Below are 22,969 nucleotides of genomic sequence, written 5' to 3'. Positions count from 1 at the left end.
AAGACCGCCCCGCGCGCTAAATCCGCAGGGCGTTGGTGCGTCTTTCAAGCGAGTACACATCCCGACACAACGCTGGCCATCGGCGCGTGGCGGGACCATCCGCTTGCTTGCGAGGGTTACTTCCGATGTCAGTCGCTACCTGCCTTGCCCAGGCACAGCCGGCTTCTTCAGCCGACGAGCCTGGCGAAACGCTTTATCACTTCGAAGATTCGCCACTGCTGACGCGACAGAAGCAGCAGGAGTCCAATGCACGCAGTTACCCGCGGCGCATTCCGCTGGCGCTCAAGCGTGCCCAGGGGCTTTACGTCGAAGACGTCGAGGGCCGCCAGTTCATCGACTGCCTGGCCGGCGCCGGCACCCTGGCCCTGGGCCACAACCACCCGGTGGTGATCGAGGCGATCCAGCAGGTGCTGGCCGACGGCCTGCCGCTGCATACCCTGGACCTGACCACGCCGGTCAAGGACCAGTTCGTGCAGGACCTTTTCGGCCTGCTGCCACCGGCCTTCAGCGCCCAGGCCCGGATCCAGTTCTGTGGGCCGACCGGCACCGATGCGGTGGAGGCCGCGCTCAAGCTGGTACGCACTGCCACCGGGCGCAGCACGGTGCTGTCGTTCCAGGGCGGCTACCACGGCATGAGCCTGGGCGCGCTGAGCCTGATGGGCAGCCTGGGGCCGAAGAAACCGATGGGCGCGCTGCTGGGCAACGGCGTTCAGTTCCTGCCATACCCCTACGACTACCGCTGCCCGTTCGGGCTGGGCGGCGAGCAGGGCGTGCAGGTCAACCTGCGCTACCTGGAAAACCTGCTGAGCGACCCCGAAGGCGGCGTGCAGTTGCCGGCGGCGGTGATCGTCGAGGTGGTGCAGGGCGAGGGCGGCATGATCCCGGCCGACCTCGACTGGCTGCGCGGCGTGCGGCGCATCACCGAGCAGGCGGGCGTGGCGCTGATCGTCGACGAGATCCAGAGCGGCTTTGCCCGCACCGGCAGGATGTTCGCCTTCGAGCACGCCGGCATCGTGCCGGACGTGGTGGTGCTGTCCAAGGCCATCGGCGGCAGCCTGCCGCTGGCAGTGGTGGTGTACCGCGACTGGCTCGACACCTGGCTGCCGGGCGCCCACGCCGGTACCTTCCGTGGCAACCAGATGGCCATGGCTGCAGGCTCGGCGGTGATGCGTTATCTCAAGGAACACGACGTGGCTGCCCACGCCGAGGCCATGGGCGCACGGCTGTGCGAGCACCTGGCGGTGCTGCAGCGCGACTTCCCGCACCTGGGCGACATTCGCGGTCGCGGGCTGATGCTCGGCGTCGAGGTGGTGGACCCGCAAGGGGCCGCCGATGCGCTGGGGCATGCGCCGGGGTTCGGCAAGCTGGCCTCGCTGATCCAGAACGAATGCCTCAAGCGCGGGCTGATCATCGAACTGGGTGGGCGCAACGGTTGCGTGGTGCGCTTTCTGCCGCCGCTGATCATTACCGCCGCGCAGGTGGACGACGTGGCCGAGCGCTTCGCCCGCGCCTTGCCGGCGGCCCTGCAGCGTCTGTAAGGCGCGCGGGTGCGATCAGCCCTGGCCGCTGCGCAGGGCCTCGATGTAGCGCATCACCGCGGGCGCCTTCTCGAAACGCCGATGCAGCACGGTGAGGCACGAGGTGGGTTGGCTGTCGGCGATGCGCCGGTAGCTGACCTGCGGCAGGGTGATGTGTTGCAGCACCGACTCGGGCACCAGCGCCACGCCCTGGCCCAGTGAGACCAGGGTGATGACCGCCACCAGGCTACCCGGCTGCGGCCCCAGGCGCGGCACGAAACCGCCTTGGGCGGCGACGGCCAGGGTGCCGGAGATCTGCTCGGGCAAGATGAAGGTTTCGGTGGCCAGGCGTGCGGCCATGATCTGCGGCAGCTCGTTCAACCGCGAGCTGGCCGGCAGGGCCAGGACAAAGCCTTCTTCGTGCAGGTCCATCGCGACCAGTTCGTCGGGCAGGTCCATCGGCGTGCGCACGTAGGCGATATCCAGCACACCGTCACGCACCAGCGCGGGGGACTCGGCCATGGGTTGCTCGCGGATGTTCAGCACCACCCCCGGGTGCGACTGGCTGAAGCGCGTCACCTGCTGCTGGAGCAGCCCCGAAAAGGCCGCCGAGGCCACATACCCCAACTCGATACGCCCCACGTCACCGCGCCCGGCCCGTTGTGCGCCCAGCTGCGCGGCATCGAACTGGCGCACCGCCTGTTCGGCCTCGGGCAGCAGCGCCTCGCCGGCGGCGGTCAGGCACACCTCGCGCTGGCTGCGCTCGAACAGGCGCACACCCAGCTGCCTTTCCATGTCCTGGATCTGCCGGCTCAGGGTCGGCGGGGCGATGCCCAGTTGCTCGGCGGCGCGGGTGAAGTGGCCGAGGCGGGCGACGCTGAGAAAATAGCGGAAATGGCGGATTTCCATGGGGTCTCGTTAGCTGCAGGCTAATGACGCAGGCGATCCTGGCTAACAAGGCCAGGCCGTTGCGGCGGTAATGTGTAGTAACACTACAAGATGCGTGACGTGGCGGCAAAGCCGCTGCGCCGATGAGCATCCGGTGGCTACACCGGCCCTGTCGCGGCAGCCTGCTCGGGCACCGCGACACCGGCCCCAGATCGCCTTGCACGGGAGCCTTGCAATGTCCTCCGCCCGTTTCACCCTGTTCACGGCTTCGGCCGTGTGCGCCCTGATCATTCTCGACACCAATATCGTCGCCGTCAGCCTGCCGAGCATCGCCCGCGACCTGTCCGGCTCGTTCGCCGACATCGAATGGGTGGTCAGCGCCTACCTGCTGGCCTTCGCCGCACTGCTGCTGCCCGCCGGCAGCCTGGCCGACCGCTTCGGGCGCCGGCGCATGCTGCAACTGGGCCTGGGCCTGTTCGGCCTCGCCTCGCTGGCCTGCGGCGCGGCGCCCACCCTGGTGTTCCTCGACATCGCACGGGCCGCCAAGGGCGTGGGCGCGGCGTTGCTGCTGACCTCGGCACTGGCTGCCATCGGCCACCGCTTCCACGAGCCCGAGGCGCGCATGCGGGCCTGGGCGTTCTGGGGCGCGTGCATGGGCGCGACCATCACCTTCGCGCCGCTGCTGGGCGGGCTGATCGCCAGCACCCTGGGCTGGCGCTGGATCTTCTACATCAACCTGCCGCTGGTGGCGGTGCTGGCGGTGATGGTGCGGCGCAGTGTCGAGGAGTCCCGCGACAGCGCCGCCGCGCGGCTGGACCCGTTTGGCAGCCTGACCTTCGCCGGCAGCCTGGGCTACCTGATCTGGGCGCTGATCGATGCCAACCAGGTCGGCTGGGGCAGTGCCCAGACCCTTGGGCGCCTGGTGATCGCAGCGTTCCTGTTCGGCCTGTTCATTCTGGTGGAGCGCAACCAGGCGCGGCCGATGATCGACCTGCAACTGATGCGCAGCGCACGCTTCATCGGTGCATTGCTGGGCATGTTCGCCTACGCCGCCTGTGCCCAGGTGATGATGACCCTGCTGCCGCTGTACCTGCAGAACGGCCTGCAACTGTCGGCCTTGGCTGCCGGCGCGGGCATGCTGCCGTTTGCCCTGGCGATGCTGCTGACCCCGCGCCTGGGCATGCGCCTGTCGGCGCGGCTGAGCAGCGCCCAGGTGTTCGCCCTGGGCCTGCTGCTGGTGGGCGCGGGCAACCTGCTGTGCGGCGCGGCGGCCAGCTATGGCGGCTACCTGAGCTTCGCCCTGGCCAGCATCGTGCTGGGCGCCGGGGCCGGGCTGCTCAACGGTGACACGCAGAAGAACATCATGGCCTGCGTGCCGCGCGAGCGCACCGGCATGGCCTCGGGCCTGAGCACTACCACGCGCTTTGGTGCCATCGTGCTGGCCATCGGCATTCTGGGCGGCATCCTGGCGGCGCGCAGCGGGCAGTTGCTGCGCGAGGCGGTGGCAGGGGTGGCGCCTGGGCAACTGGACAAGGTCGGCGACATGGCCACCCGGGTTGCCGCCGGTGACCTGCCGGCAGCGCTGGCTATGGTCGACCCGGCACTGCGCGAAACCCTCGCGCCGCTGGCACAGCACGCCTTCATCGGCGGCTTCGAGACGGTGCTGCAAAGCGCCGGGGTGGCGGCGCTGGTGTTCGCCGTGGTGGTCGGTGTGCTGCTTGGCAGGCCGCTGCCGGTGCCGCAACCGCTGCCGGCGCGCTGATCGCGCGCACGCGGGCGTTCGGCGCAACTGAAAAGCCCCAGGCGTTGCGCACTGGGGCTTTGTTTTTACCGGCCTTCAGGCCTTCGCGGCGAGTGCCTTGATCACTTCATCGATACTGCCCTGCAGTTCGCTCACCGGATTTTCGCCGCCGCCCTCCAGCACCAGCAGGCGGCTGCCGGCCTTGGCGACTGCCGCAGCTACCGCCTCGCTCGGTTGGCGGTGGTCGAGCACCAGCGCCACGTCGTTGTCCTTGAGCAGGGCGGTCAGCTGTTGCAGTGCCTCGGGGGTCCACTGGTCTTCGGCGGGTACGCTGTAGGCCACCTGCTCCAGGTTCAGCCCGCCGATCAGGTAACCGAAGCGCTCCGACAGGCTTACCACGCTGAGGTTGTCGACTTCGCCCAGGCGCGCTTCGCTGTCGGCACTGAGCTTGAGCAACTGCTGCTTGAGCGTGGCCAGGTTGGCCTCGATTTTCGGCTTGGCGGCCGGCGCCAGGCGCACCAGGTCGGCGGCGGTCACGTCGGCCATGCGCCCCAGGTTGTTGCTCGACAGCCACGGCTGGCTGTTCAGGCCGTCCTTTGGCGCCCCCGGCTGCACCGCAATGCCGGGCAGGCTGCCATCCACCGGGCGTGCGGCATCCACTTCGACGATGCGGATATTGCTGCGCCGCGCCATCGGGTACAGCGGGTCGTCCGCCCATACCGAGCGCAGACCGATCACCGCATCGGCGTTCACGGCCAGCTTCTGCAGGGCCGGCGCCCCACGCCCGCTGAAGTAGGCGGTCTGGCGCGAGCCGGGCAGGTTGGCCGCGGCGGCGCGTTGCAGCTTCACCTCGCTGCCGTCGAGCAGCAATTGGCCAAGGCCGTAGGTGATGGGCAGGGACGCCAGTACCTGCACCGGGCGCGCGGCTTCGGCGGCCTGTGCGGCAACACTGAAGGCGCCGCTCAGGGCCAGTACCAGGGTCAGTTGGCGAAATGTCGGCTTCATCCGATGTTTCCTTTCAGGCTGGGCAGGGTGCCACGGGCGATGGCGGCCAGGGCGAAGGCCATGCCGGCGACCAGGATGATCGCGGCGCCCGAAGGCAACGGCAGGTCGAACACGATCGGCAGCAGGATGCCGCTCAGGGTGCTGAGGGTGGCGATCACCACCGAGGTCCAGAAAAACCCCTTGAGCGACTGGCTCAGCAGGCGGGCGGCAGCGGCCGGGATCACCAGCAGTGCGCCCACCAGGATCGCGCCGATGACCTTCACCGCGGCCACGGTGATCAGCGTCACCAGCACCACGAACAGGTAGTCCAGGGTCTTCACTGCCACCCCGCGCACTGCCGCCAGCTGCGGGTTGAAGCTGGCCAGCATGATGCGGTTGTACAGCGGCAGGCTCAGGCCCAGCACCAGCGCGCCGACGATGGCCAGCACCAGCAGGTCGTTGCCGTTGACCGTCAGCACCGAGCCGAACAGCACGTTCTCCAGGATGTGCACGTTGATCTTGCCCGCCAGTATCAGCAGCAGGCTTGCGCCCAGCGCCAGCGACACCGACAGGAACACCCCGATCAGGGTGTCCGGGGCCAGCCCGGTGCGGTTGCGCAGGTAGTTGAGCAGCACGCCGAACAGCAGGCAGTAGCCGAACAGGCTGCCGTAGGGGCCGGTATAGGGTTCGCCGAGCAGGATGCCGATGGCCACCCCGGTCAGGGCCGCGTGGCCCACCGCCTCGGAGAAGAACGCAAAGCGCTTGACCACCACCAGCGTGCCCAGCCCGCCCAGCACCGGCCCGATCAGCAGGCCGGCGAGCAGCGCGTTGACCACGAAGCCATAGGCCAGGGCTTCGGGCAGGTAGCCCGAGGACGCCAGGCCCTGGATCATCAGGCGAAATTCTTCATAGTTCATCAGGCGTGGCTCCCGGTCACCGCAGCGCTGCGCGGGTGGGTGGAAAACAGTTGCAGCAGCGCCTCCGGGCGCAGGGCCTGCTCGGGCGGCGCGTCGAAAAGGATGCGCCGGTTGAGGCCGGTGACGTGGTCGGCCAGGCGTTTCACCGCCTCCAGGTCGTGTTCGATCCACAGCACGGTGGTGCCGCTGGCGCGCCAGTCCAGCAGCAGTTGTTCGAAGATGCGGATGCCGGCTTCATCCAGCGCCGACATCGGTTCGTCCAGCACCAGCAGTTGCGGCGCCGGAATCAGCCCCTGGGCCAGCAGCACGCGCTGACGCTCGCCGCCGGAGAGGGCGCCCATGCGCCGCTTGCGCTTGTCCTGCATGCCCACGCGCTCCAGCGCCTGGTCGATGCTCGCCGCGTAGTGGCGCGACAGCCCCAGGAACGCCGGGCGGCGCTGGCACATGGCGGCCATGAAGTCGTCCACGGTCATCGGCAGGCCACGGTCGAATTCCAGGGCCTGCGGCACGTAGCCGATGCAACCGGGGGCGCCGGCCCAGTGCAGGTTCAGGCGGCCGTGGTGGGGCATCTGGCCGAGCAGGGTCTTGATCAGCGAACTCTTGCCGCCGCCGTTGGGCCCCACCAGCGCATGCACGCTGCCAGGGCGCACCTTGAAACTCACCTGGTCGAGGATGGTGGTGCGGCCCAGGGTCAGGCCAACGACGTCGAACTCCACGCCGGGGCCCTGGCTGGCAAGGGTGATCGGCTCGATGGCGCTCATGCCCCGGCCTCCTGGATCGCGCGCACCACGGTATCGAGGTTGCTGGTCATCTCCTTTTCGTATTTTTCGGCGCTGTAGTCGCCGTAAGAGATGTGCGACAGCGGGTACAGGCGCACGCCGGACTCACGCTGGATGGTGTCCACATAGGTGGACGGGAAGTCGAGCTCCGAGAAGATCACCTTCACGTCCAGGTCGCGCAGCTGGTTGATGGTCTTCTTCAGCTGGCTGGGGCTCGGTTCGATGCCATGGGCGGGCTCGACCACGGCGGTGACTTCCAGGCCGAATTCACGCAGCAGGTAGTCGTAGGCCGCGTGCACGGTGGCCACGCGCAGGTCGGCATTGGGCGCGCTGGTGAGCTTGGCCAGGGCCTCGGCACGCAGCTGGCGCAGGCGCTTGCCATAGGCGCGGGCATTGGCGGTGTAGGCCTTGGCGTTGGCCGGGTCGAGCTTGCCCAGCTCGCGGGCGATGTTGTTGACCTGGGCGATCGAGGCGCTGATCGACAGGAAGGTGTGCGGGTTGACCACCTTGCCCGCGCCGCGTGCGGCGATGCCGGTGGCCGCCAGCAGCGGCACGTTGGCGTTGGCCTCGATGGTGGCCACGCCAGGCTTTTCGCTGGCCTCGATCATGCGGTCGGCAAAATCGTCATGCCCCACGCCGTTGAGTACCACCACGTCCAGCGTGCCGATGCGCTTGATGTCCTCGGCGCGTGGCTCGTAGGCGTGCGGGTTGAAGCCTGCCGGAATCAGCGGTACCACCTCGGCCTTGTCGCCGACGATGTTGGCCACGTAGCTGTAGTAGGGGTGCAGGGTGATGCCGATACGCAGGCGCTTGGCCTCTTCGGCGTGCGCCAGGGGCGCCAGGCACAGGGCGAGCACGCCGGCCAGGATGCGTCGGCGGTTGACCAGAAACGATGAAATAGACATGGGCAGGCGGTCTTCTCTCAGGTGTATCCGTGGGTTCTGTGCCGATGCTGGCGAGTGACCCCGGCATCGAATTGCGCGACGACCTGTTGCCAGCCCGCAGCGCTCAAGGCGGCGTCGCTGAGGTCGTGGGGGGCGGTGAGGTCGGTGCTGCGGTTGAGCCAGATATCGGCCGGGCTGTCGGGCTGTGCGCCCAGGCGCATCAGAAACGAGCCGGCCACTTCGCTGGCCTGGCTGAGCCCCAGGTAGGCGCCGCCTTCGAGCAACTGCCAGGTGTGGCCGCCACGGCTCACGGCGCTGGCGTCGCGGGCGAACGGGGCGTAGCCCTCGGCATCCAGCTCGGCCGGGGTGGGCAGGCGCTGTTCTTCCTGCTGACGCAGCTGGATCTCCTCCAGGGTAACCCGCAGGTCGGCGTATACCCCTTGCTCGCCGGCCGTGAGGTCGCGGCGCGCATCGAACTGATGGGCCGCCACTTCGCTGGTTTCGGTGGTTTCGCCGCGCCAGCTGACCACCGCGCCGGCCACCAGCAGCACCAGGGCGCAGAACAGCAGCACGTACAGCGTTTCATGGCCGGCACCGGCCGGGCGGATGGTCTGGGTCGTGGTCGGGGTGCTCATGGTGCCTCGATGTCGGCCTGGTCGATTTCCACCACATGACCGGGGCCTGCGTCGAACAGCACGTAGAACTCGGCATCGGGGCGCTTGAAGGTGAGCTTGGAGTCTTCGCCCAGCTTGCCGGGCACCAGGATGCTTTCGTCGTAGCCGATCACGTCGAGGGTTACGCCGGGGGCGCCGCTGCCGTCGGAAAAGCCGCCGGTGCACTGGATCTGGCCGCCGTCGATCTGCTTGCATTCGCAGATCGGGTTGTGGGCCAGCGCCAGGTTGCTGAAGGTGGCGAGCGAAGTGAGCAGTGCCGCGCCACCCAGGCGACGCAGCAGGTCAGAAACAGGCATCATTTGCCTCCTTGTTTTTGAAGCCAGGCGACAGTGCTTGGCGAGGCCTTGCTGAGCGGGACCGAACCCTGGTGCATGCTGCCGTCCCAGCCTTCCATGGTCACCCACAGTTCGGCGTCGGGGCTGGTCTTGAGCGGCACCGGCACCGTGGCGCCCATGCGGTAAGGGGAACCGAAGAAGATCCCGCCGGCGGCGCGCAGGCTGCGCGGCTTGCCAATACGCAGGTAGGTGGCCTTGACCTGTGGGATACAGGCTTCGCACAGGCTGGCGTTGAAGCTCTTCATGTAGCCGGCTGCGCCATCCAGGCGCGGTGCCTCGTTGCGCAGCTCGGCCAGCTTCAGGCTCCAGGGACCGACCTGTATATCGCCGACCTCGCGTTCGCCCAGGCCCACGTCGCCGCGAAACAAGGCCACATCGGCGAAGTACTTGGGCATGAAACCCAGGGGTACCAGCAACAGCAGGACGTTGATGTGAAAGCGCCACTTCAGCCAGAACTGACGCAGGCGCGACGGCGGTTGTACAGCGGTTGCCGTGTTCATGCCTGGCTCTCCGAAGGGGTAGGGGTGGCAGCGGCGGCGCGCTTGGCGCGGGCGGGCTTTTCGCTGCGCTTGAGCGCAGCGGCGGTGGCGATGGCGGTGCGCTTGGTCCAGATCAGCAGGCCGCTGAGCACCATCATGCTCAGCAGCAGGCCGAACACGAACCAGATCAGCTTGATCCAGATGCCGCCGAAATCACCGGTATGCAACGGGCGCATCGACTCGGTGACGAATTCGAGCTTGCTGCGGTCGGACAGCAGCTCATGGGCCTCGACCACGCCACTGTAGGGGTTGACCGATGCCGTCTGGTACATCAGCGGGTACCAACTGCGCCCACCCACTTCGGTGTGGCTGTAGGCGTTGCTCGGCAGGCTGATGAAGCTCACGTCCAGCCCCGGGATCTTGTCGATGGCGATCTTTTCGATGGCATCCAGGCTCAGCACCGGGGCCGGTTGGCCGGCGGGCGCGGTGGGCACGTTCTCGCGGGCGATCACCGGCAGCACCTGGTTGCTGGAAATCGAGATCTGGTTGTCGAACAGAATCGCCTGGATCAGGAACCAGGTACCGGTGATCGAGATGACCGCGATGAACCAGATCGACCAGATCCCGCTCAGGCGGTGGAAGTCGCCCCAGAAAATCCGCGCACCGTGCTTCAGGCGCAGGGTCGGCTTGAGAAAGCCCTTCCAGAAGCGCTTGTACACCACCAGCCCGGTGACCAGCGAGGCCAGCATCGGCAGCCCCAGCAGCGACACCAGGTACCAGCCCCAGCTGTAGCCATTGGTGAACGGCACCAGCCACCAGCCGTGCAGGGCGCGGGTAAAGGCCTGGAAGTTGAACTGCGCCGCCTCGCCCTGGACCACCCCGGTGTACGGGTTGACGTAGAGCGTGGTGGAGCGCGAGTCGGGGTAGGTGACGCTGACGGTCAGGGCGAAATGCGATTCGTCCGGGCGCACGATGGTGCTGACATACACCCCCGGCTGCGCGGCCTCGACGGCGGCGCGCACCTGGTCGAAGCCCAGCATCGGCGGGTCGCCGTCGGGTTTGGAGGCGCGGACCTCGGGCTGCGCCAGCCAGACGATTTCCTGGCTGACCACGGCCAGCGTCCCGGTGAAGCAGACGATCAGCACGAAGAACCAGATCGGCAGGGCTAGCCAGCTGTGGACCAGAAACCAGAGTTTTGAACGTGACTTTTTCGACATTGGGCAGGCAACTTCGATTCGGAGTGTGGTGAGCATGAGGTTCCGGAGCACGGGGTGTCTGGGCTCAGGCTCGCTCGAAAGGGTGCAGTGGTAATTGTTAGGACGAATGAGAAGCAGAAATCCTGCACTAAAAAATGCAAGCAAATGTTTCCAAGGCTCCCGACCTGCCGCCGGGAGCCCTGTTGAACCCCGCTGGCGCTACTCGAACGTACGCCCGGCGCGCCAGTAGCCCATCAGGGTCAGGGCGTTGCGGTCCAGGCCCTGTTCGTTGATCAGAAAGCGCCGGATCTGCATCACCGCAGCCGATTCCCCGGCCACCCAGGCGTAGAAGCTCTGGTGGCTGGCGCTGGCACGCTCCCAGAGGATCTGCTGGTCGATGTCCACCTCCTCGAGGCGGGTGTCGGCGGGCGGGCGTCTGGCGGGCAGGGTGGCCAGCTGGGTCACGGCGTGCACCATGGCCTGGCCCTGGATGCGCTGTTGCTGGTCGCGTGGCAGCCAGTGCAAGGTGGTGCTGGCATTGCAGCGCAGGGCCAGGCAGTCCTGTTGCAGCGGCACCTCGACATAGGCTTCGACCTGGGGCTGGTCATCTTGCCCGGCGAGGGTTTCGAGAATGCCGGCAATGGCTGGCAAGGCGGTTTCATCGCCCACCAGCAGAATGTTGCGCACCCCGGCGGGCGGGTTCCATTCGTAGCCCCCGGGGTCGCCGGCGAAGGCCAGGTTGGGTGCCAGGATCTGCAGACGGTCGCCCGTGCGAGCGTGGGTGGCCCAGGCCGAGGCGGGGCCGTTGACCCCGTGCAGTACGAAATCGATATCCACCTCGGCCTGTTCGCGGCGCAGGGCACGGATGGTGTAGGTGCGCATGGGCGGGCGGCTGGCCTCGGCCAGGGCGCGGCGGGCTTCGTTCCAGTGCAGGTCGTTGGGCAGTTCGGGCGGGCTGCCGTCGGCGGCGGGGAAGAACAGCTTGACCCGTTGATCGGCAGCCAGGGTGTGCATCCGGGCCACGTCCGGGCCGGTGAACACCAGGCGGCTCAGCGACGGGCTCAGTTTGATGCGTTGCTTGAGGGTGACATCGAACAGGCGGTAGGCGCGCTCGGGCTGTGCGCCGGCCAGCTTGCGCAGGCCGCGCCCGACGGCGCGGGTCAGGGAGGAGGCGGTGGACATGGCATAGGCCTTTCTTGCAGCGGGTTCTCTTTGGAGACGAGGGAAGACGGGGGGAAATTAGGGGGCTGGCCACTCCAGCTCCGCAGGCCCCGGCACGTTGCAGGTGCCGTGTGCACGCTGTGCAGGCGCCAGCCTTGCTGGCCAACGCATGCGCCGGCGCTTTCACAGCCTAAATCACCCTGCACCTGCTTCGTTCTTGTGGATACGACTGGACCTTGTGGTCCCGCATCCTATCGACAAGGACGCATTGCATGAATGCCCAAGACTCGCTGAAACTCGCTCGCCGCTTTATTGAACTGCCAACCGAAAAGCGTCCGCTGTTCCTGGAAGCACTGCGCAAGGAGGGCGTCGATTTCTCGCAGTTCCCGATCCCGGCCAACGCCACCAGCAGCGAGCGCGACGGCCTGTCCTACGCGCAAGGGCGCATGTGGTTCCTGTGGCAGCTCGACCCGCAAGGCGCCGCCTACAACCTGCCCATGGCCGTGCGCCTCAAGGGTGAACTCGACAACCATGCCCTGCAACAGGCCTTCGATGCGCTGGTGGCTCGCCATGAAACCTTGCGCACGCTGTTCGAACAGGGCGACGGGCAGGTCCGTCAGCGCGTTCTGCCGCCCACACCGGTCACGATCGTCACCCATGACCTGAGCCATCTCGCACCCGCAGACCGCGAAACACAAGTCGGCGCACGGGTCGAGTCCGATGCCGGCAGCCCCTTCGACCTGGGCAACGGTCCGCTGCTGCGCGTGCAACTGCTCAGGCTCGACGCGTGCGAGCACGTGCTGCTGCTGACCCTGCACCACATCGTCGCCGACGGCTGGTCGCTGAACGTGCTGATCGACGAGTTCATCCGCCTTTACGACGCCGCCAGCAGTTCGGGCGAAGCGGCCCTGCCCGAGCTGCCGATCCAGTACCGCGACTACGCGCTGTGGCAACGCAGCTGGCTGGAGGCCGGCGAGCAGGAACGCCAGCTTGGCTACTGGCGCGAAAAGCTCGGTGACGACCATGCGCCGCTGGCGCTGCCGTTCGACCACTTGCGTCCGGCCATACCGACTCAGCGCGGGGCGCGGCATGTCTTCGAAGTGCAGCCGGCGCTGGCCGAGCAGTTGCGCAGCCTCGCCCGCGCCCAGGGCGCAACGCTGTTCATGGTGCTGCTGGGCGGCTTCAAGCTGCTGCTGCAACGCTACAGCGGCCAGCGCGCGATCCGCGTCGGGGTGCCGGTGGCCAACCGCAACCGCGCCGAGGTCGAGGGCCTGATCGGCTGTTTCATCAATACCCAGGTGCTGCACACCGATATCGACCCGCTGATCGACGTGGCCGAGCTGGTGCAGCGCATCAAGCACACCGCTGTCGGCGCCCAGGCGCATCAGGACCTGCCGTTCGAGCGCCTGGTCGAAGCGCTTGACCTGCCACGCAGCGCCAACCAGGGCGCGCTGTTCCAGGTGCTGTTCAACCACCAGGCCAACATCGCCGATGCCGCGCAGATCACCACCCGCTCGGGCCTGGCCCTGGAGAAGGTCGCGCTGGACAAGCACAGCGCGCGTTTCGACCTGGCGCTGGACACCTACGAAAGCGCCGGTCGCCTGCACGCCACCTTCACCTATGCGCTGGACCTGTTCGATGCGGCCACCATCGTCGCCATGGGCGAGCATTGGGTGCAATTGCTGCAAGGCCTGGTGGCGGACGCGTCGCGTGCCGTCGGTGAGCTGCCGCTGCTGGTCGCCGGTACCCCGCACATCGACACGCCGGCCGTCGCGCTGGACGACACCTGCATCCATCATCTGATCGAGCAGGCGGGCGCAGCCACTGCGCAGGGCATCGCGGCCATCAGCGCCGGTCGGCAGATCACCTATGCCACCCTGTGCCAGCGCAGCGACGCACTGGCTGCGGCGTTGCGCCAGGCCGGGGTGCAGGTGGACGAGCGGGTCGGCGTGGTTGCCGACCGCTCCATCGACATGCTGGTGGCCATCCTGGCTGTGCTCAAGGCAGGCGCCGCCTACCTGCCGCTGGAGCCCGAGCAGCCGCGCGAGCGGCTCGACTTCATGTTGGCTGACAGCAACGTGCGCGTGGTGCTGGCCGCTTCGACCTGGGCCGAAACATTGCCGGTGCAGGTACACCTGATGCACGCCGATGCCGTGTACCCCGACGCTGCCGCGCCGGTGGTGGCGGTCGCGCCGGACAACCTGGCCTATGTGATCTACACCTCCGGCACCACCGGCAGGCCCAAGGGTGTCGGCATCAGCCATGGCGCGCTGGTCAACTACGTGCGCGGGGTCGGTCGACGCCTGCCGATGCAGGCCATCCGGAGCCTGGCGATGGTCACCACGCCTGCCGCCGACCTGGGCCACACCGTGCTGTTCGGTGCACTGTGCAGCGGCAAGACCCTGCACCTGCTGGACAAGCAGACGGTGCTGGATGCCGACGCTTTCGCCCGCTACCTGCACGAGCACGCGGTGGATGCGCTGAAGATCGTGCCTTCGCACCTGGAGGCCATGCTGCCTGCAGGTGCAGCAGCGTTGCCCCGCCAGTGCCTGATCCTCGGCGGCGAAGCCTGCACGCCTGCTCTGCTGCAACGCATCGCGGGGCTGGCCCCGACGCTTGCGGTGATCAACCATTACGGCCCCACCGAAACCACCGTGGGTGTGCTGACCCATGCAATGGATGGCCAGCCGGTGTTGGGCACGCCGCTGGACAACCTTCGCGTGAAGGTGCTCGATGCCTGCCTGCAGCCGGTGCCAGGCGCGGCGCGAGGCGAGCTGTACATCGCCGGGGCCGGGCTGGCCCGGGGTTACCTGGGGCGTGCCGGGCTGACCGCCGAACGCTTTGTGCCCGACCCGGATGACGCTGCCGGCGGGCGCCTGTACCGCACCGGCGACTGGGTGCGTCGCAACGGCCTGGGGCAACTGCTGTTCGCCGGGCGTATGGACGGCCAGGTCAAGATTCGCGGTTATCGTGTGGAACTGGCAGAAATCGAGAGTCGCGTGCGCGAGTTGCCCGGCATTCGTGCCGCCGTGGTGCGTGTGGTGGGCGAGGGCCAGGCGCAGCAACTGGCCGCTTACCTGGTGCCGGTTGACGCGCCACACGGCGATGCCGCGCAGCAGGCCCTGCTCGATGCCAGCCGCACCGCGCTCAAGCAGGCCCTGCCCGAACACATGGTGCCCACCCACCTGTCGTTGCTCGAACGCCTGCCGGTGACCGCCAACGGCAAGCTCGACCTCAAGGCCCTGCCGCAGCCGGCAGCGGCACAGACCACCTACCGTGCGCCGCAGACACCATTGCAGGCAGTGGTGGCACAGATCTGGGCCGAAGTACTGCACGTGGATCAGGTGGGCCTGGACGACAACTTCTTCGCCCTGGGCGGACACTCGCTGCTGGCCACCCAGGTGGTCTCGCGGGTGCGCAAGCAACTGGGCCTGGATATCCCGCTGCGCGCGCTGTTCGACAGCGCCGATCTGCTGGCCTTCACCGACGTGGCGCAAGCCCTGGCGCCGGTAACGCAAGCCGACTTCGAGGTACTGGACCGCAGCGCGCCGCTTGCGGTTTCGCATGCCCAGTACCGCCAGTGGCTGTTCTGGAAGCTGCACCCGCACAGCGCGGCCTACAACACGCCGCTGGCTGTGCGTCTGCGCGGCGCGCTGGACCTGTCGGCCCTGCAGTCGGCCTTCGATGCGCTGGTGGGCCGCCACGAGTCGCTGCGCAGCGTGTTCGACGAGCGCGACGGCATGCCGTGGCAGCGCGTGTTGCCGCCTGCGCCGCTGGCCATCGCGATTCACGACCTCAGCGCCGAGCCTGTACAGGCACTGATGCAGCGCCTGGACGAAGAGGCCGCCACCCCGTTCGACCTGGCGCACGGCCCGCTGCTGCGCGTCAGCCTGTTCAAGTGCGCCGGTGACGAGCATGTGCTGGGCCTGATGCTGCACCACATCGTCTCCGACGGCTGGTCGATGGGGGTGATGATGCGCGAGCTGGCGAACGCCTACAACGCCCGTGTGCGCGGCGAGCCGCTGCACCTGGAGGCGCTGCCGGTGCAGTACGCCGACTACGCCGCCTGGCAGCGCAAGCGTCTGGCCGAGGGGCTGCAACAGGCCCAGCTCGACTACTGGAAGGCCCAGCTCGAAGACGACTTCGCGCTGCTCGAACTGCCGGCCGACCGCAGCCGACCCAAGGAGCAGAGCCATCAGGGCGGGCGTATCGACATCCGCCTGCCGGACACGCTGGCCAGCGGCCTGCGCGAACTGGCGGTGCAGCACAACGCCACGCTGTTCCACGTATTGCTGGCGGCGTTTGCCATCGTGCTGTCACGCTACAGCGGCAAGCCCAAGGTCAACATCGGTATCCCGGTCACCAACCGCAATCGCCTGGAGCTCGAAGGGCTGATCGGCTTCTTCGTCAACACCCTGGTGGCGCGGGTGGGCATCGACCCGGCGCTGACCTTCAGCCAGTTGCTGGAGGCCGTCAAGGACACCGCCTTGCAGGCCCAGGCCAACAAGGACGTACCGTTCGACGCACTGGTCGATGAACTCAAGCCCGAGCGCGGGCTGGGTTACAACCCGCTGTTCCAGGTGATGTACAACCACCTGCGCGACGTTGGCGGCCAGGTCTCGGCCGACAGCCTGCACGGCCTGCACGTCGAGGAAATCGACCTGGTCGAGCAGACCGCGCATTTCGATATCTCGCTCAACACCTTCGAGCGCGCCAGCGGGCTGGTGGCCACCTTCAACTATTGCACCGACCTGTTCGACGCCGCGCGCATCCAGCGCATGGCCGCGCACTGGCAGAACCTGCTCGAAGGCATCTGCCAGGCCCCGCGTCAGCGCCTGGCGCAACTGAGCCTGCTGGGCGCCGACGAGCGCCGGCAGATCCTCGGCCAGTGGCAGCCCGGCCAGCAGTCGAGCCAGCGCCAGGTTCACCAGTTGATCGCAGACCACGCGACACTGACGCCGAACGCGGTGGCGGTGCTCTGCGAAGGACGCCAGTTGACCTACGCGCAACTGCACGCCCAGTCCAATCGCCTGGCCCATCACCTGATCGAACTGGGCGTAGGCCCCGAGGTGCGCGTGGCCGTGGCGTTGCGCCGCTCGGTCGACACCGTGGTGGCCCTGCTGGCGGTGCTCAAGGCCGGGGGGGCTTACGTGCCGCTGGACGTGGCCTACCCGCAGGACCGTCTGCACTACATGATCGAGGACTGCAAGGCTGCACTGGTGCTGACCCAGCACGACGTGCTCGACCAGCTGGCGCTGCCCGGCGCGATGGCGACCTTGCTGGTGGACCAGCCCCAGGCCTGGCAGGAGCGGGCCGACACCACGCCGCAGGTGGCGCTGAACGAAGGCAACCTGGCCTACGTGATCTACACCTCCGGTTCCACCGGCCAGCCCAAGGGCGTGGCGGTGGCGCATGGCCCGCTGGTGGCGCACGTGCTGGCCATCGGCGAGCGCTATGAAATGACCCCGCGCGACTGCGAGCTGCAGTTCATGTCGCTGGCCTTCGACGGTGCCCACGAGCGTTGGCTGACCGCCCTGAGCCACGGCGCCCGCCTGCTGCTGCGCGGCGACGAGCTGTGGTCGCCGGAGCAGGCCTGCCAGGTGATGCGCGAGCAGGGCGTGACTGTCACTGCGCTGCCGCCGGTATACCTGCAGCAGGTGGCTGAGCATGTCGAACAGGCCGGCAACCCGCCGGCCGTGCGCATCTACTGCTTTGGCGGCGATGCCGTGCCGCAGGCGAGCTATGCACTGGCCTGGCGTGTGTTGCGCCCGCAGTACATCGTCAACGGCTACGGCCCGACCGAAACAGTGGTCACGCCGCTGCTGTGGAAGGCCCGTGAAGGCGATACCTGTGGCGCCGCCTACGCGCCCATCGGCAGCCTGGTGGGGCGCCGCACGGCCTATGTGCTGGACGCCGAGCTGAACCTTCTGCCCAACGGGCTTGCCGGTGAGCTGTACCTGGGCGGGCAGGGCGTGGCACGCGGTTACCTGGACCGCCCCGGCCTGACCGCCGAACGCTTCGTACCCGACCCGTTCGCCGCCGACGGCACGCGCGTGTACCGCAGCGGCGACCTCACGCGGGTGCGCGCCGACGGCCTGGTCGACTACCTGGGGCGCATCGACTATCAGGTCAAGATTCGCGGCTTTCGTATCGAGCTGGGCGAGATCGAGGCCCGTCTGCAGGGGCACCCGCAGGTGCGCGAAGCGGTGGTCGTCGACATCCCCGGCCCCAGCGGCAAACAGCTGGCCGGCTACCTGGTGCCCGTGGCCGCGCTGGATGCGCAGCAGCACACCGAGCTGCGCAACACCTTGCGTGAACACCTCAAAGCAGTGCTGCCGGACTACATGGTGCCGGCGCACCTGATCGTGCTCGACGCCTTGCCGCTGACCCCAAACGGCAAGCTCGACCGCAAGGCGCTGCCCAAACCGGACGCCAGCCTGCTGCAACAGGCCTACGTGGCGCCGCAGAGCGACCTGGAACATCAGCTCGCCGCCCTCTGGGCGGGCGTGCTCAAGGTCGAGCAGGTGGGCGTTACCGACAACTTCTTCGAACTGGGCGGCGATTCGATCATCTCCATCCAGCTGGTCAGCCGCGCGCGCCAGGCCGGCATCCATTTCAGCCCCAAGGAGCTGTTCCAGCATCAGACCGTGCAGGGCCTGGCGACGGTGGCGCGCCAGGGCGAGCAGGCCCGCCAGATCGACCAGGGCGCTGCCAGCGGCCAGGCGCTGCTGCTGCCGGTGCACCAGTATTTCTTCGGCGCGCAGATGCCCGAACAGCACCACTGGAACCAGGCTGTGCTGCTCAAGCCCGGCCAGACATTGCAGGCGCAGACACTGGAGCAGGCGTTGCAGGCGCTGACCACCCAGCACGATGCGCTGCGCCTGAACTACAGCCTCCAGGCCGACGGCCAATGGGCCGCGCACTACGGTGCCGTGGCCCAGCAACAGACCATCGTGTGGGCAGCTGCGGCAGAACACGCCGAGGCGTTGCAGGCGCTGTGCGAAAAGGCCCAGCGCAGCCTGAACCTCGAACGCGGTGAACTGCTGCGTGCGGTACTGGCGACCCTGCCCGATGGCAGTCAGCGCCTGTTGCTGGCGATCCACCACCTGGTGGTCGATGGCGTGTCGTGGCGCATTCTGCTGGAGGACCTGCAAACGGCCTACACGCAACTGGCTGCCGGACAGGCCGTGACCCTGCCGGCCAAGACCAGCTCGACCCAGGCCTGGGCGCAACGTTTGCAAACCCATGCCGCCACCCTGCAACCGCAACTGGCGTACTGGACCGCCGAGCTGGCGGGCGTCAGCGCCGAACTGCCGTGCGACCATCCGCAGGGTTCGCTGCACGGCGTGCATCTGGCCACGGTCCACACCGTGCTCGACGCGGCCACTACCCGCCAGTTGCTGCAACAGGCCCCGGCCGCCTACCGCACCCAGGTCAACGACCTGCTGCTGACCGCCCTGGCGCGGGTGATCGCACGCTGGACCGAGCGTGATGAGGTACTGATCCAGCTCGAAGGGCATGGTCGCGAAGACCTGTTCGATGACGTGGACCTGACCCGCACAGTGGGCTGGTTCACCAGCATGTTCCCGGTCAAGCTGAGCCCCACCGACAGCCTCGATGGCTCGATCAAGCGCATCAAGGAACAGTTGCGTGCGGTGCCGGACAAAGGCATCGGCTTCGGTGCGCTGCGCTACCTGGGTGACGCGCAGGCCCGCGAAGCACTGGCCGCGCTGCCGGTGCCGCGCATCACCTTCAACTACCTGGGCCAGTTCGATGGCAGCTTTGCCGAAGACGGCCAGGACGCCTTCTTCACCCCGGCCAGCGAGCACGCCGGGGCCAACCAGAGCCCCGAGGCGCCGCTGGGCAACTGGCTGGCGATCAATGGCCAGGTGTATGGCGGCGAATTGAAACTGGGCTGGAGCTTCAGCCGCCGCATGTTCGACGAACCGACCATCCAGGCCCTGGCCCAGGCCTATGCCGAAGAGCTCAAGGCGCTCATCGCGCATTGCGTCCGGCCAGACAGCTTCGGCCTCACCCCATCGGACTTCCCGATTGCCGGCCTGACCCAGGCGCGCCTGGACGGCCTGCCGGTGGCGCCTCGCGACATCGAGGACATCTACCCGCTGTCGCCGATGCAGCAGGGCATGCTGCTGCACACCCTGATGGACCCGCACTCGGGCATCTACTTCATGCAGGCGCGCAAGAGCATCCGCAGCCCCATCGACTTCGAGCGCTTCACCGCGGCCTGGCGTGCGGTGGCGCAGCGTCACGAACCGCTGCGCACCTCGTTCAGCCTCGACCGTGAAGGCCAGATGCTGCAGATCGTGCACCGCCAGGCGCAGTTGAGCGTGAGCTTCCTGGACTGGAGCGAGCAGACGCCTGAGCAGCAGGAGGTGTCGTTGCAGGCGCTGCTGCGCGATGAGCGCGACCAGGGCTTCAGGCTGCTGGAGCAGCCGCCGATCTGGGTGCGTCTGATCCGCCGTGAAACCGACCATTACTGGTTCATCCTCAGCAACCACCACATCCTGCTGGATGCCTGGTGCCACTCGCAGTTGTTCGAAGATTTCTTCACCTTCTACAACGGTCAGACCCTGCCGGCCGCCGAGCGCTTCGGCAGCTTCATCGGCTGGTTGCAGCAACAGGACGAGCAGGCCGCGCTGGCAATGTGGCGCGAAGAGCTGCAGGACTTCAGCGAAGTCACCGCGCTGCCGTTCGACCGCAAGAAGGGCGATGGCGAGTCGGCCGGCATCGGCGACAACTACGTGTACCTGGCCCCCGAGCAGGGGCGCCTGCTGCATGAACTGGCCCAGCGCAATCAGATCACCGTCAACACCTTCGCCCAGGCTGCCTGGTCGCTGGTGCTGCACCGCTACAGCGGCCTGCACGACGTGCTGTTCGGGGTGACGGTGGCGGGCCGCCCGGTCAATCGCCCGGAGATGCAGAGCACCGTGGGGCTGTTCATCAACAGCATTGCGCTGCGCGTGGACATTCCGCAGGCCGGTGACGACCTGAGCGTGAAGGCCTGGCTGCAGCGCCTGTTCGAGAAGAACTTCACCCTGCGTGAATACGAGTACCTGCCGCTGGTGCAGATCCAGGCGTGCAGTGCGGTAGAAGCGGGGCACCCGATCTTCGACAGCCTGCTGGTGTATGAAAACGCGCCGATGGAAAGCAAGGTGCTGAGCAATGCGCAGCAGCTCAACGTGGCCGGTTCCACGTCGCGAACCCACACCAATTACCCGCTGACAGTGGTGATCTACCCCGGCGACGAGCTGGGCCTGCACCTGTCCTACGACCAGAGCTACTTCGACGAGCCCACCATTGCCGCGCTGCTGGAAGACTTCCGTCGCCTGCTGCTGGCCTTGGCCGAGGGCTTTCATGGTCGCTTCGACGAACTGGCCCTGGTGGGCGCGCCGGAACTGGCCAAGGTGCATGAACAGCCCGAGGCCCTGGCCGAATACCCGTTGGAGGCCGGGTATGTGAACCTGTTCGAGGCGCAACTGGCGGCCCACCCCGAGCAGGTGGTGGCGCGCTGCGAAGCGCAGGCATGGACCTACCGCGAGCTGGACGCGCACGCCAGCCGGGTGGCGCAGGCACTGATGGCCGCCGGGGCCAAGCCGGACCAGCCGGTGGCGATGCTCAGCGAGCGTAATCTGGAGCTGCTGGGCATGGCCGTGGGGGTGTTCAAGGCCGGCTGCGCCTACCTGGCGCTGGACCCGCAACTGCCCGACCAGCGCCTGGCCGAGGTGCTGGCCCTGGCCGGTGCGCCGGTACTGCTGGCCAGCAGCGACTTCGCGGCCCGTGCCCAGGGCCTGCTGGCCCTGCTGCCCGAGGCTCGCCGAGCGACGCTGCTGATCGACGATGCACTGCCGCCGGTGGACGTGCCGATCGATTACCCCGGTCGCCATACGGGCGGGCGGGCGCTGGCCTACCTGATCTACACCTCCGGCTCCACCGGCACGCCCAAAGGGGTACAGGTGGAGCAGCGCGGCATGCTCAACAACCAGTTGAGCAAGGTGCCTTACCTGCAACTGGACGACGCGGACGTGATCGCCCAGACCGCCTCGCAGAGCTTCGACATTTCGGTCTGGCAACTGCTGGCCGCGCCGTTGTTCGGCGCGCAGGTGGATATCGTGCCCAACCGCATTGCGCATGACCCGCGGGCGTTGCTCAGCTACGTTCGCGAGCGCGGCATCACCCTGCTCGAGAGCGTGCCGTCGCTGTTGCAGGTGATGCTCGACGAACTTGAACAACTGGGCAGCCCCGGCCAGGAACTGGGTCGGCTGCGCTGGCTGCTGACCACCGGCGAGGCGCTGGCGCCGGAGCTGGCGCGGCGCTGGGTGCAGCGTTATCCCGAGGTGGGCCTGGTGAACGCCTATGGCCCGGCCGAGTGTTCCGACGACGTGGCGCTGTTCAACGTCCTGCCGGCCTCGACCAAGGGGATTCGCCTGCCGATCGGCGTGGCCACCGACAACAACCGCCTGTACCTGCTCAACGGCAACCTCGACCCGGTGCCCAACGGCGCCATCAGCGAGCTGTTCGTGGCCGGCATCGGTGTTGGGCGCGGTTATCTGGGCGATGCCAGGCGTACCGCGGCGACCTTCCTGCCCGATCCGTTCGACACCAGTGTGCAGGGTGGCGGGCGCCTGTACCGCAGCGGCGACCTGGCGCGCCACGGTGCCGACGGGGTACTCGAATACGTCGGGCGTACCGACCATCAGGTCAAGATTCGCGGGTTCCGTATCGAGCTGGGCGAGATCGAGATCGCGCTGCAGGCGCATGCCGCCGTGCGCGAGGCAGTGGTGCTCGCTGTGCAGGGCCTGGGCGGCAAGCAGCTGGCGGCCTACGTGGTGGCCAGCGGGGCAGGGCAGGCCGAGTTGCGCGGGGCGCTGCGCGACCACCTCAAGGCGATGCTGCCCGAGTACATGGTGCCGTCGTACTTCGTGTTCCTCGACACGTTGCCGCTCAACCCCAACGGCAAGCTGGACCGCAAGGCCCTGCCGGCGCCCGACATCAGCCAGTTGCACCATCGCTTCGTGGCGCCGCGTACCGAGCTCGAACAGCAGGTGGCGGCGATCTGGGCGCAGGTGCTCAAGGTCGAGCAGGTGGGCCTTGACGACAGCTTCTTCGAACTGGGCGGGCACTCGCTGCTGGCGACCCAGGTGAACGTGCGCCTCCACGATGTGCTGGGCATCGAGGTGGGCCTCAAGGAGCTGTTCGAATACCCCGTGCTGGGCGAGTTCGTGCGCAACATCGAAGAAAAATCCGCGGCAATCGACCCGCTTCAGGCGCAATTGGCTAAATCGCTGGAGGCACTCAAACGTCTAACTACGGAGGAACTTGATGAGCTGATTTCTTAAGGGGTATTTCAATGCAGGCGTTGCTCGATTCCGTAAAATCGCTGTCTCCCAAAGAGC

The 22,969-nt window shown here is 67.6% G+C and carries 13 protein-coding genes; 3 read left to right on the top strand and 10 right to left on the bottom strand.

Annotation, left to right across the window (positions count from 1 at the left end; all coding sequences use genetic code 11):
• The first annotated feature begins 125 nt into the window (after positions 1 to 125).
• Positions 126 to 1,538 carry an aspartate aminotransferase family protein gene (locus V9K84_RS13110; protein WP_054915569.1) on the top strand — a complete coding sequence of 471 codons (1,413 nt, stop codon included), beginning with the start codon at positions 126 to 128 and terminating at the stop codon, positions 1,536 to 1,538.
• Positions 1,539 to 1,553: 15 nt separating this feature from the next.
• Here V9K84_RS13110 and V9K84_RS13105 read toward each other — a convergent pair whose 3' ends face one another.
• Entirely contained in the window at positions 1,554 to 2,426 is an 873-nt protein-coding gene (locus tag V9K84_RS13105) for a LysR family transcriptional regulator (RefSeq protein ID WP_043862404.1), read from the bottom strand.
• Between the two features lie 214 nt (positions 2,427 to 2,640).
• Here V9K84_RS13105 and V9K84_RS13100 point away from each other — a divergent pair, with 214 nt between their 5' ends.
• On the top strand, positions 2,641 to 4,167 hold the full coding sequence (locus V9K84_RS13100; RefSeq protein ID WP_054915568.1) for an MFS transporter: 1,527 nt from the start codon (positions 2,641 to 2,643) through the stop codon (positions 4,165 to 4,167).
• A gap of 75 nt (positions 4,168 to 4,242) precedes the next feature.
• Here V9K84_RS13100 and V9K84_RS13095 read toward each other — a convergent pair whose 3' ends face one another.
• The 9 genes from V9K84_RS13095 to V9K84_RS13055 form a co-directional block, all read right to left on the bottom strand.
• Positions 4,243 to 5,151: a zinc ABC transporter substrate-binding protein gene (locus V9K84_RS13095; protein ID WP_043862406.1), complete on the bottom strand. Its 909-nt coding sequence runs from the start codon at positions 5,149 to 5,151 to the stop codon at positions 4,243 to 4,245.
• Complete coding sequence (locus V9K84_RS13090) at positions 5,148 to 6,047, bottom strand: metal ABC transporter permease (protein WP_043862407.1); 900 nt, start codon at positions 6,045 to 6,047, stop codon at positions 5,148 to 5,150. The genes V9K84_RS13095 and V9K84_RS13090 overlap by 4 nt, the downstream gene beginning before the upstream one ends.
• On the bottom strand, positions 6,047 to 6,808 hold the full coding sequence (locus tag V9K84_RS13085) for a metal ABC transporter ATP-binding protein (RefSeq protein WP_088515644.1): 762 nt from the start codon (positions 6,806 to 6,808) through the stop codon (positions 6,047 to 6,049). The genes V9K84_RS13090 and V9K84_RS13085 overlap by 1 nt, the downstream gene beginning before the upstream one ends.
• Complete coding sequence (locus V9K84_RS13080) at positions 6,805 to 7,731, bottom strand: metal ABC transporter substrate-binding protein (protein ID WP_043862409.1); 927 nt, start codon at positions 7,729 to 7,731, stop codon at positions 6,805 to 6,807. The genes V9K84_RS13085 and V9K84_RS13080 overlap by 4 nt, the downstream gene beginning before the upstream one ends.
• A 17-nt stretch (positions 7,732 to 7,748) precedes the next feature.
• Positions 7,749 to 8,345 carry a DUF6162 family protein gene (locus tag V9K84_RS13075; protein ID WP_338794405.1) on the bottom strand — a complete coding sequence of 199 codons (597 nt, stop codon included), beginning with the start codon at positions 8,343 to 8,345 and terminating at the stop codon, positions 7,749 to 7,751.
• A complete protein-coding gene (locus V9K84_RS13070; protein WP_178075077.1) occupies positions 8,342 to 8,680 on the bottom strand; it encodes a hypothetical protein in 339 nt (112 codons plus the stop codon). The genes V9K84_RS13075 and V9K84_RS13070 overlap by 4 nt, the downstream gene beginning before the upstream one ends.
• Positions 8,680 to 9,219 (bottom strand): hypothetical protein, encoded by a 540-nt coding sequence (locus V9K84_RS13065; protein WP_043862412.1) that lies wholly within the window; start codon positions 9,217 to 9,219, stop codon positions 8,680 to 8,682. Before V9K84_RS13065 ends, V9K84_RS13070 begins: the two co-directional genes overlap by 1 nt.
• Positions 9,216 to 10,415 (bottom strand): PepSY domain-containing protein, encoded by a 1,200-nt coding sequence (locus V9K84_RS13060; RefSeq protein ID WP_043862413.1) that lies wholly within the window; start codon positions 10,413 to 10,415, stop codon positions 9,216 to 9,218. Before V9K84_RS13060 ends, V9K84_RS13065 begins: the two co-directional genes overlap by 4 nt.
• 198 nt (positions 10,416 to 10,613) lie before the next feature.
• A complete protein-coding gene (locus V9K84_RS13055; RefSeq protein ID WP_088515646.1) occupies positions 10,614 to 11,576 on the bottom strand; it encodes a siderophore-interacting protein in 963 nt (320 codons plus the stop codon).
• A 251-nt stretch (positions 11,577 to 11,827) separates the two neighbouring features.
• On the opposite strand from V9K84_RS13055, the gene V9K84_RS13050 reads away from it, so the two are divergent.
• The gene (locus tag V9K84_RS13050; protein ID WP_088515647.1) at positions 11,828 to 22,912 is read left to right on the top strand and encodes a non-ribosomal peptide synthetase; all 11,085 of its coding nucleotides are present in this window, start codon (positions 11,828 to 11,830) and stop codon (positions 22,910 to 22,912) included.
• The last annotated feature ends 57 nt before the right edge of the window (positions 22,913 to 22,969 follow it).

The sequence above is a fragment of the Pseudomonas sp. AE27 genome, from assembly GCF_037113495.1.
GTDB lineage: Bacteria > Pseudomonadota > Gammaproteobacteria > Pseudomonadales > Pseudomonadaceae > Aquipseudomonas > Aquipseudomonas palmensis.
The sequence above is the reverse complement of the archived record's forward strand: the minus strand, read 5'-3'. Positions and strand labels throughout refer to the sequence as shown.

Excerpts from the sequence above, each read along its gene's own strand:
- V9K84_RS13055 (WP_088515646.1), bottom strand. The coding sequence starts at position 11,576 with ATGTCCACCGCCTCCTCCCTGACCCGCGCCGTCGGGCGCGGCCTGCGC.
- V9K84_RS13095 (WP_043862406.1), bottom strand. The coding sequence starts at position 5,151 with ATGAAGCCGACATTTCGCCAACTGACCCTGGTACTGGCCCTGAGCGGC.
- V9K84_RS13075 (WP_338794405.1), bottom strand. The coding sequence starts at position 8,345 with ATGAGCACCCCGACCACGACCCAGACCATCCGCCCGGCCGGTGCCGGC.
- V9K84_RS13080 (WP_043862409.1), bottom strand. The coding sequence starts at position 7,731 with ATGTCTATTTCATCGTTTCTGGTCAACCGCCGACGCATCCTGGCCGGC.
- V9K84_RS13070 (WP_178075077.1), bottom strand. The coding sequence starts at position 8,680 with ATGCCTGTTTCTGACCTGCTGCGTCGCCTGGGTGGCGCGGCACTGCTC.
- V9K84_RS13085 (WP_088515644.1), bottom strand. The coding sequence starts at position 6,808 with ATGAGCGCCATCGAGCCGATCACCCTTGCCAGCCAGGGCCCCGGCGTG.
- V9K84_RS13050 (WP_088515647.1), top strand. The coding sequence starts at position 11,828 with ATGAATGCCCAAGACTCGCTGAAACTCGCTCGCCGCTTTATTGAACTG.
- V9K84_RS13065 (WP_043862412.1), bottom strand. The coding sequence starts at position 9,219 with ATGAACACGGCAACCGCTGTACAACCGCCGTCGCGCCTGCGTCAGTTC.
- V9K84_RS13110 (WP_054915569.1), top strand. The coding sequence starts at position 126 with ATGTCAGTCGCTACCTGCCTTGCCCAGGCACAGCCGGCTTCTTCAGCC.
- V9K84_RS13100 (WP_054915568.1), top strand. The coding sequence starts at position 2,641 with ATGTCCTCCGCCCGTTTCACCCTGTTCACGGCTTCGGCCGTGTGCGCC.
- V9K84_RS13105 (WP_043862404.1), bottom strand. The coding sequence starts at position 2,426 with ATGGAAATCCGCCATTTCCGCTATTTTCTCAGCGTCGCCCGCCTCGGC.
- V9K84_RS13090 (WP_043862407.1), bottom strand. The coding sequence starts at position 6,047 with ATGAACTATGAAGAATTTCGCCTGATGATCCAGGGCCTGGCGTCCTCG.
- V9K84_RS13060 (WP_043862413.1), bottom strand. The coding sequence starts at position 10,415 with ATGTCGAAAAAGTCACGTTCAAAACTCTGGTTTCTGGTCCACAGCTGG.